General features: G+C 62.7%; 11 protein-coding genes. 5 read left to right on the plus strand and 6 right to left on the minus strand.

Features of this window, described 5'->3' with window-relative positions:
• Nucleotides 1–2: 2 nt before the first annotated feature.
• A complete protein-coding gene (locus AF337_RS32580; protein WP_049735349.1) occupies nucleotides 3–197 on the minus strand; it encodes a hypothetical protein in 195 nt (64 codons plus the stop codon).
• A 112-nt stretch (nucleotides 198–309) separates the two neighbouring features.
• Nucleotides 310–801 carry a DUF721 domain-containing protein gene (locus AF337_RS32585; protein WP_049735361.1) on the minus strand — a complete coding sequence of 164 codons (492 nt, stop codon included), beginning with the start codon at nucleotides 799–801 and terminating at the stop codon, nucleotides 310–312.
• A 108-nt stretch (nucleotides 802–909) separates the two neighbouring features.
• Here AF337_RS32585 and mutY point away from each other — a divergent pair, with 108 nt between their 5' ends.
• The 3 genes from mutY to AF337_RS32600 are packed head-to-tail and all read left to right on the plus strand — an operon-like array spanning nucleotide 910 to nucleotide 3,000.
• Nucleotides 910–2,019 (plus strand): A/G-specific adenine glycosylase, encoded by a 1,110-nt coding sequence (gene mutY / locus AF337_RS32590; RefSeq protein WP_049735350.1) that lies wholly within the window; start codon nucleotides 910–912, stop codon nucleotides 2,017–2,019.
• Nucleotides 2,016–2,630: an HAD family hydrolase gene (locus AF337_RS32595; RefSeq protein WP_049735351.1), complete on the plus strand. Its 615-nt coding sequence runs from the start codon at nucleotides 2,016–2,018 to the stop codon at nucleotides 2,628–2,630. The genes mutY and AF337_RS32595 overlap by 4 nt, the downstream gene beginning before the upstream one ends.
• Before the next feature lie 4 nt (nucleotides 2,631–2,634).
• Complete coding sequence (locus AF337_RS32600; RefSeq protein ID WP_049735352.1) at nucleotides 2,635–3,000, plus strand: nuclear transport factor 2 family protein; 366 nt, start codon at nucleotides 2,635–2,637, stop codon at nucleotides 2,998–3,000.
• Nucleotides 3,001–3,114: 114 nt separating this feature from the next.
• On the opposite strand, the gene AF337_RS32605 is transcribed toward AF337_RS32600, so the two are convergent.
• The 3 genes from AF337_RS32605 to AF337_RS32615 all read right to left on the minus strand — a co-directional run bounded on the left by AF337_RS32605 (nucleotide 3,115) and on the right by AF337_RS32615 (nucleotide 5,318).
• Entirely contained in the window at nucleotides 3,115–4,257 is a 1,143-nt protein-coding gene (locus AF337_RS32605) for a site-specific DNA-methyltransferase (protein WP_049735353.1), read from the minus strand.
• A 384-nt stretch (nucleotides 4,258–4,641) separates the two neighbouring features.
• Nucleotides 4,642–4,992, minus strand: a complete 351-nt coding sequence (locus AF337_RS32610) for an antibiotic biosynthesis monooxygenase family protein (protein ID WP_049735354.1) — start codon at nucleotides 4,990–4,992, stop codon at nucleotides 4,642–4,644.
• Nucleotides 4,989–5,318, minus strand: coding sequence for an NIPSNAP family protein (locus AF337_RS32615; RefSeq protein WP_049735355.1), 330 nt, complete (start codon nucleotides 5,316–5,318; stop codon nucleotides 4,989–4,991). Before AF337_RS32615 ends, AF337_RS32610 begins: the two co-directional genes overlap by 4 nt.
• Nucleotides 5,319–5,387: 69 nt before the next feature.
• On the opposite strand from AF337_RS32615, the gene AF337_RS32620 reads away from it, so the two are divergent.
• A complete protein-coding gene (locus tag AF337_RS32620) occupies nucleotides 5,388–6,074 on the plus strand; it encodes an ArsR/SmtB family transcription factor (protein ID WP_049735356.1) in 687 nt (228 codons plus the stop codon).
• A 70-nt stretch (nucleotides 6,075–6,144) separates the two neighbouring features.
• Here AF337_RS32620 and AF337_RS32625 read toward each other — a convergent pair whose 3' ends face one another.
• On the minus strand, nucleotides 6,145–6,360 hold the full coding sequence (locus tag AF337_RS32625) for a hypothetical protein (protein WP_049735357.1): 216 nt from the start codon (nucleotides 6,358–6,360) through the stop codon (nucleotides 6,145–6,147).
• A gap of 245 nt (nucleotides 6,361–6,605) precedes the next feature.
• Between AF337_RS32625 and AF337_RS32630 the strand changes: the two genes are divergently transcribed.
• A partial coding sequence (locus AF337_RS32630; protein ID WP_049735358.1) for a HAMP domain-containing methyl-accepting chemotaxis protein occupies nucleotides 6,606–8,073 on the plus strand: 1,468 nt, incomplete at its 3' end.

The following is an 8,073-nucleotide window of genomic DNA, read 5'->3' on the forward strand; positions in this document are numbered from 1 at the left end:
GTTTAGGCAGACTTGCGGACAAACTGCGCGCGGATCGCTTCACGGCGCGCTTCTGTCGGCTGGTCTACAGTCTCCGCGAGGATCTTACGCATGCGCGGGCTGAGTACCAAGCCTTCGACCGCACTGATCTTTTCGGCACGCGCCTGGGTCAGGCGACCGGTATTTGCATTGCGGGTCAAGTTGGGCTTTTTACTCATCGTGAGTCAGAACCTAGCACGACCTCACGTGGACTCGCAAAAGGAATTCGTTTGATTTGAACGCCGGGATCACCGCGAGCACGATACGGATAGGCAAGCGGCAAACAAAGGATTACCGTCCTCGTTTCCCCATCACCGCGGTGCCTAAGCGCTGGATCGCCTGGCGCAGTTTGTCGCCCTCTATGCCTTCCATCATGCCTTCGAGCTTGCGGGCGGCTTCGCCCTTCAGCGACGGCGGGGTGCGGGAGCGGCGGGCGGGGTTTGAGACCGGCTTCTGGACGATGCGGATCTGGTGGACGGCGGCAAAACCGAAGAAGCTGTTGATGCGCTGGATGAGTTCGCCCTGGGCATGGGTGAGGAAAAGCGCGCGCGCGCCTTCGCAGGCGATGGTCAGCACGCCAGGGCGGAAGCCGCCGGCCTCGTCACCGCCGCGCGCCCAGGCGATCTTTTCCGGGCGGGTGCAATCGGCGAAATCCTCGCCGGCGATTTCGCTCCATGAGCCGAGCAGGGCCGTGTTGATGCCGGCGCGGCGCGCCAGGACGGGATCGATCAGCCCGTTCGCCAGCTCGGAAATCTGCTTTGCACCTTTGCGTGGAGAACTCATCGAAACCCTTGGACGCCCCTGCCAATCGCACAGGCAATTCGCATCACCGGCTTGATCGCGCGGCATTGCTTCGCCAAGTATAGGCACTTCCCCCGATCCCGGCAAATCATGACGATCACCACACCCGACACGCCCTCCGCAAAGCCCCTGCTCGACTGGTACGACCGGCATCACCGCGACCTGCCCTGGCGCGTGTCGCCCGGCATGGCGGCGCGTGGCGTCAAGCCCGATCCCTATCACATCTGGCTTTCGGAGGTGATGTTGCAGCAGACGACGGTGCAGGCGGTCAAACCCTATTTCGCCAAATTTCTGCAGCGCTGGCCCGAGGTGACTGATCTGGCCGTGGCCGAGAACGACGCCGTCATGGCCGCCTGGGCCGGGCTCGGCTATTACGCGCGGGCCCGCAACCTGAAGAAATGCGCAGAGGCGGTGGCGAAAGAGCATGGCGGCGTCTTTCCCGACACCGAAGAAGGGCTGAAGTCGCTCCCCGGCATCGGCGACTATACGGCCGCGGCCGTCGCCGCCATCGCCTTCAACCGGCAGGCGGCCGTCATGGACGGCAATGTCGAGCGGGTGATTTCCAGGCTCTATGCGATCGAAACACCGCTGCCGGCTGCAAAGCCTGCCATGAAGCAAAAGGTGGCGCTGCTGACGCCCGCGACACGGCCAGGCGATTTTGCCCAGGCGATGATGGATCTCGGAGCGACGATCTGCACGCCGAAGCGGCCGGCCTGTTCGCTCTGTCCGTTCCGCGGCGCCTGCGAGGCGCTGAGGCTTTCCGATCCCGAACTCTTTCCGGTCAAGGCGGCGAAGAAGGAAAAGCCGGTGCGGCAGGGCGCGGCCTTCATCGCGGTGACTGAGGATGGCGAGATCCTGCTCAGGCGGCGCGCCGAAAGCGGCCTGCTCGGCGGCATGGCCGAGGTGCCGACGACAGGCTGGACGGCACGCATCGACGGCGAGACCTCTTCTGCGGCCGCACCCTTCGAGGCGGCCTGGCAGGCCTGCGGCACCGTCATCCACGTCTTCACCCATTTCGAGCTTCGGCTGTCGATCTGGCGGGCGGCGATCGCCGGCAAGCCAAAAACGAATGTCAGCCCGGATGACGAATGGTGGGAGCCGGTTACAAATCTTGAGGCGCAAGCCTTGCCGACCGTCATGAAAAAAGCGATCGCAGCGGCTATTCCTCGCGCGTTCGAATCATCCAAGGGACGACTATGACCACCGACATAAAGCATATTGTTTTCGATATCGGCAAAGTCCTCATTCATTACGATCCGCATCTTCCCTTCAGCCGGCTCATTCCCGATGAGACCGAGCGCAACTGGTTCTTCGCCAATATCTGCACCCATGACTGGAATATCGAGCAGGACCGCGGCCGCACCTGGGCAGAAGCCGAAGCGCTGCTGATCGAAGCGCATCCGACCCGCGAGGAGCATATCCGCGCCTTCCGCAAATACTGGCACGAGATGGTGCCGCATGCCTATGAGGACAGCGTCGCCATCATGGAGGGGCTCATCGCCGAGGGTCGGGACGTGACCATGCTCACCAACTTCGCCTCCGACACGTTTCGCGAAGCGCAGCAACGTTTCCCGTTCCTGACGAAACCGCGCGGCGTCACCGTCTCCGGCGATGTCGGCCTGATCAAGCCGGATATCGCCATCTACGAAACCCATACGAAGAGCTTCGGGCTCGATCCGGCCGCGACGATCTTCATCGACGACGCGCCGGTCAATGTCGAAGGCGCGAGAGCCTTCGGCTGGAATGCAGTGCTGTTTTCCGGCGCCGAGAAGCTGCGCAGCGATCTCGCCGCTTACGGCGTGAAGGTGTGAGGCCATGGCCTTCGACCCGGCAGAGGAAATCGAACGCTTCCACGCCGCCATCAACGCCCTCGATTTCCCCACCATCGAGGCCTATTTCGCCGAGGACGCCACCTATGTCTCGAACGGCGTCGGCAGCCTTGCCGGGCGGGGCGAGATCATGGCCGCCTTCCGGCGCTATTTCGACGATTATCCCGATCAGACGGCGGAAAATTCGCTGGTGGAAACGCTGACGCCGCTATCCGGCCGGGCCGTCTGGTCGCTGCGTGCCACCCACAGCCAGACGGGAAAGCCGCTGATCCGCGAGGGCGAGGAGACGATTACCTTCAATTCGGAAGGCCGCATCATCCGCGTCGACGTCACCGACTACCAGGCCTTCTGACGATTAGATCGCCAAAAATAGAAGACGCCCGGGGTTCGAGCCCCGGGCGCCTTGGCCTTCTTCCGCAACTGGAGGAAACCGGAAGAAGCTGTTTCGATCTTGCGAAAGTGCTGCTCACTCCACCTTCGCCAGATCACTGCGGATGACGGACCTGAGATCGTCGATCGGGCGCAGGGACTGCCCATCTTCGAAATGCCAGAAGGTCCATCCGTTGCATGCATCGAGACCCTGCACCTTGGCGCCGAGACGATGAATAGAGCCGGCCTCGCCGCCTGATGCGACGGTGCCGTCGGCGCGCACGATCGCGCTGTAGCGGCGCTTGGCGTCGGTCAGCACCTGGCCGGGCTTGATCAGGCCACTTTCCACAAGCACGTTGAAGGCGACGCGCACCTCGGCCTTCTTGCCGGTCATGACGGTCAGTTCCGCCTTGCCCAGCGGCTCGACGGCGGCGATGCGGGCGGACGCCGCATCGATATAATCCTGCTCGCGCTCGATGCCGACGAAGTGGCGGCCGAGACGCTTGGCGACGGCGCCCGTCGTTCCCGAACCGAAGAAGGGATCGAGCACGATATCGCCCGGTTTGGTCGAGGCCATGATGACGCGGGCGAGCAGCGCTTCCGGCTTCTGCGTCGGATGCACCTTCTTGCCGTCCTCGCCCTTCAGCCGCTCATTGCCGTTGCAGATCGGGAACAGCCAGTCGGAGCGCATCTGCACATCGTCATTGGCGGCCTTCATCGCATCGTAATTGAAGGTATAGCCCTTGGCCTTGGAGTTGGGGCTCGCCCAGATCATCGTCTCATGGGCGTTCTGGAAACGGCGGCCCTTGAAATTCGGCATCGGATTGGTCTTGCGCCAGATGATGTCGTTGAGGATCCAGAAGTTCAGATCCTGCAGCGTGGCGCCGACGCGGAAGATATTGTGGTAGGAGCCGATCACCCAGATCGAGCCCGTCGGCTTCAAGACGCGGCGGCAGGCCAGCAGCCAGGCGCGGGTGAAGGCGTCATAGGCCTCGAAGGAAGCGAACTGATCCCATTCGTCGTCGACCGCATCGACCAGCGACTGATCGGGACGGTGCAGCGATCCGCCGAGCTGAAGATTATACGGCGGATCGGCAAAGATGACATCGACGGAGTGGTTGGGCAAAGCTTCAAGCGCGCTGACGCAATCGCCCTTGATGATCGTGTCGACCCAAGAATCCGGCCGGGAACCCGACCTGATCGAAGCCTTGAGGTCGGCAAGCGGAAAAACTGATGCCATTCTGATACTCACTCATACGCTTGACGCTTAACTCTCCGTTATGGTTACGCAACTTAGTTACCAAAGCCTGAAGGGGCGGCCGATTTCGGGAATTTATTCGGCAGTCGGGTTGAACTGGGGGAGATGGCCACATCCCGCCGACGGCTGTCCGATTCATACTAATGATTGCCCCTCACCCTAACCCTCTCCCCGTTCTGACGGGGAGAGGGGACGTGCCCTGCGAGATGCTGAAGAGGGACCGAGAAGTTGCGGCATATCCCCTTCGCCCCGTAAGCGGGGAGAAGGTGGCGGCAGCCGGATGAGGGGCCGCCCTCGCCGATCTCCCAGGCCGAAATATCGCTTAATATGGAGCTCCTGCGCGTGCCCAACCAGGGAGAAACACCCTCACGCCGCATCGTGAACCTCGCGGCTATCCGCCGGCGCCTCGTCGCGTTCGAACATGCCGTAATCGCGCAGGACGCTGGCGATGCGCAGGCGGTAATCGGCGAAGATGCCGCCGCGGCCGGCTTGCTGGGCGGCGCGGTGGGCTTCGAGGTTGCGCCAGTTGCGGACGGCTTCCTCGTCGCGGAAGAAGGAGAGCGACAGCAGCTTGCCGCGGTTCGTCAGGCTCTCGAAACGCTCGATCGAGATGAAGCCGTCGATCTTTTCGAGCTCGGATCGCAACTCGCCGGCGAGATCCAAATATTTATGGCGCTCGCCCATATAGGGCACGACTTCGAAGATGACGGCGATCATGGCAGCACCAGCTTGGCGTGAGGGGCGGAAACGTTTTTCAGAAAGATGCGATCCTCCTTCAGGATGAAGGCTTCGCGTCTGGCGAATTCATAATTGTCGCGGCCGAGCGGATCGGCGGCCAGCCTGGCGCGGTAGGCCTCGTAGGCAGCGAGGCTTTCGATGTTGTAGGCGCCATAGGCCGTCGTCGCCGATCCCTCGTGCGGGGCGAAATAGCCGATCAGGTCGGCGCCGTTCCGAGGGATTACCTGGCCCCAGTTGCGGGCATATTCGGCGAAGGCCTCTTTCTTGAAGGGGTCGATCTGATAGCGGATGAAGCAGGTGATCATCGGGTTCTCCTTTGTGCCTGTCCGTTTTCGCACATTGCCCGGCGGCGATGCTTCGGTTACGATCGAAGTATGAAGGAAGGTCCTGACATTGCGCAGATCGGCGCGCTCATCGGCGATCCCGCCCGCGCCAACATGCTGGCGGCGCTGACGGGCGGGCGCGCATTGACGGCGACCGAGCTTGCCGGCGTCGGCGGCATCACGGTGCAGACGGCGAGCACGCATCTGGCCAAGCTCGAAGCGGGCGGCCTGCTTGCCCAGCGCAAGCAGGGGCGCCACCGCTATTTCACATTGGCCGATGAGGCCGTCGCCCGGCTGATCGAAAGCATGATGGGTTTTGCCGCCGGACGCGGGCATCTGCGCCACCGGCCGGGGCCGAAGGAGCCGGCGCTGCGCAAGGCGCGCATCTGCTACGATCATCTGGCCGGCGATTACGGCGTGCGCATGCTCGACAGCCTTATTGCCTCAGGCTCGATCGACGCGGTCGGTGACGGTCTGGCGCTGACGGAAAAGGGCGAGAGCGATCTCAAATGCATCGGCATCGATGCCGGCGCGCTCCGATCGTCGCGCCGCCCGCTTTGCCGCTCCTGCCTCGACTGGAGCGAAAGGCGAGCCCACCTCGCCGGCAGCCTCGGCAAGGCGCTGCTGTCGAACTTCCTCGACAGGGGCTGGGCGCGGCGCACGGCTGAAAGCCGCTCGATCCTCTTTAGCCCGGAAGGCGACCGGCAGTTTTTGAAGCTCTTCCCGATCGATGCGTAGGTCAGCTGCGGATCTCTAAACACCGGCCTTCCACTCATCCTGCTGCCGCATATGCGCCCGCAGCGGAGGTCTAGCAGCCCTTCTGCTTCATCTTCTGTTCGACCTTGGCCCTTCTCTTGAAACTATCCCCGGCGTGTTTTCCGCCGGTCAGCCCATGATCCATCATCGCCTGCAGCTCTGCACAGCTCCTGTGGTGCGTGCCGCCCTTAGCGGTGACGTCGGTGGATGTGAGGGCAAAGAGCAGCGCTACGGCTGCCGCCGATCGAACAAGAGCTGAAAGCCTCATGGTCCCTCTCCTATTGCCTTGCATGGTACGCCCAAGCCCGTGAGCCCGCAATGAAGATGATGTCGCAGGAGCCCGGGATAGCGGTGTCCGGACCAGCCGGGCGGGTCAGGCAGCTATCCATCCGCTCGGGTTCGCCCCGAACACCGGCGAGCCCTTTTTCGCCAGTCGCCTTGCAAGCGGTCGCTACGAAATCATTAAGCATGTTTCGATACTATCACGCCTCAAATTCAACGTGAGAAGCCGACATGCCGTCGATCCAGCATAAGATTATCATTGCAAGCATCGCAATTTTCGGCTTGGCGGGCGGCGCCACTCAGGTCGGCATCTGGTCTGCCGCCACCCTTTCGGCAAACAGCGCGGACGTCGCCCAGTCGGCGCAAATTCTGCGCAACCACATGCAGGCCGATATGATGCATGATGCGCTGCGCGCCGACGTGCTCGCATCCTTGCTGGCATCGAACCCGGCGGCCGGCATCGACGCCGCCGCGGTGAAGGCGGATCTGGCGGAGCACGAGACAGCGTTCCGGGAGATGATCGACACCAACAAGGCTCTCGTCTCCGACGCGAAAACGAAAGCGGTCCTTGCCGGCATCGAACGTCCGCTGCTCGTCTATGTCGACAGCGCCACGAAGATGGTCGATCTTGCGGGCAAGGATCCGGCGGCGGCGTTGAAGGCGCTGCCGGAATTCATGCAGCAGTTCTCGACATTGGAAACGGCCATGGAACAGGCCGGGGATCAGATCACCGCCGTATCGGACGATATTTCCAAGCATAACGCCGACATCAAAGCCTCGGTCGATATCACTCTCAAAGCCCTTCTGGCCGCGGCCGCGTTGTTCGCCTTCGGCCTCTATTTCCTGACGCGAAGGAGCGTCACCAAGCCGATCCTTTCGCTTTCCAACGATATGCAAAGGCTCGCCGGCGGCGACACGGCGATTGCCTGCAGCGGGATTGGCCGCACCGATGAAATCGGCACGATGGCGTCGGCTGTCGAGGTCTTCCGGCAGGCGGCGATCGCCAACAAACAGCTCGAGCAGGACGCGGAGACCGCTCGCTTGCAGGGCGAAACCGAGCGGGTCACGGCCCGCAAGCAGGCAGACGAGGATGCGGCCGATCGGCTGCGGGCGGCGACATCCGGTCTTGCCGCAGGCTTGAAGCGGCTTGCCTCAGGCGATCTCGCCTTCCAGATCGAAGAGCCGTTCGCGGCTGATTTCGAGAACCTCCGGCATGATTTCAACATGTCGATCCGCCAACTCGACCAGACGCTCGGCGCCATCGCGACGGCCATTGCCGCAATCGACGAAGGCACAAGGGAAATTGCATCGGGGGCCGGCGATCTGTCGAAACGCACCGAACAGCAGGCCGCCGCTCTCGAACAAACCGCAGCGGCGCTCGATCAGATCACCGCCAATGTCTCGAATTCGAGCAAGCGCACCGACGAGGCGCGCACCGAAGCAACGGATGCCAACCGCAATGCCGCCAAATCCGCGGAGGTCGTATCGCATGCCGAAGAAGCCATGCGCCGCATCGAGGCCTCGTCGCAGCAGATCTCCAGCATCATCGGCGTGATCGACGAAATCGCCTTCCAGACCAATCTGCTGGCACTGAATGCCGGCGTCGAAGCGGCACGCGCCGGAGAGGCCGGCAAGGGCTTTGCCGTCGTGGCCCAGGAAGTCCGCGAACTCGCCCAGCGATCGGCTCAGGCGGCAAACG

Origin of the sequence: Rhizobium ecuadorense, from assembly GCF_001187535.1 — a bacterium.
In the GTDB taxonomy this organism is placed as follows: Bacteria; Pseudomonadota; Alphaproteobacteria; order Rhizobiales; family Rhizobiaceae; genus Rhizobium; species Rhizobium ecuadorense.

Bases quoted from the DNA above. Each gene is read 5' to 3' on its own strand.
- AF337_RS32580 (WP_049735349.1), bottom strand. From the start codon at position 197: ATGAGTAAAAAGCCCAACTTGACCCGCAATGCAAATACCGGTCGCCTG.
- AF337_RS32585 (WP_049735361.1), bottom strand. From the start codon at position 801: ATGAGTTCTCCACGCAAAGGTGCAAAGCAGATTTCCGAGCTGGCGAAC.
- mutY (WP_049735350.1), top strand. From the start codon at position 910: ATGACGATCACCACACCCGACACGCCCTCCGCAAAGCCCCTGCTCGAC.
- AF337_RS32595 (WP_049735351.1), top strand. From the start codon at position 2,016: ATGACCACCGACATAAAGCATATTGTTTTCGATATCGGCAAAGTCCTC.
- AF337_RS32600 (WP_049735352.1), top strand. From the start codon at position 2,635: ATGGCCTTCGACCCGGCAGAGGAAATCGAACGCTTCCACGCCGCCATC.
- AF337_RS32605 (WP_049735353.1), bottom strand. From the start codon at position 4,257: ATGGCATCAGTTTTTCCGCTTGCCGACCTCAAGGCTTCGATCAGGTCG.
- AF337_RS32610 (WP_049735354.1), bottom strand. From the start codon at position 4,992: ATGATCGCCGTCATCTTCGAAGTCGTGCCCTATATGGGCGAGCGCCAT.
- AF337_RS32615 (WP_049735355.1), bottom strand. From the start codon at position 5,318: ATGATCACCTGCTTCATCCGCTATCAGATCGACCCCTTCAAGAAAGAG.
- AF337_RS32620 (WP_049735356.1), top strand. From the start codon at position 5,388: ATGAAGGAAGGTCCTGACATTGCGCAGATCGGCGCGCTCATCGGCGAT.
- AF337_RS32625 (WP_049735357.1), bottom strand. From the start codon at position 6,360: ATGAGGCTTTCAGCTCTTGTTCGATCGGCGGCAGCCGTAGCGCTGCTC.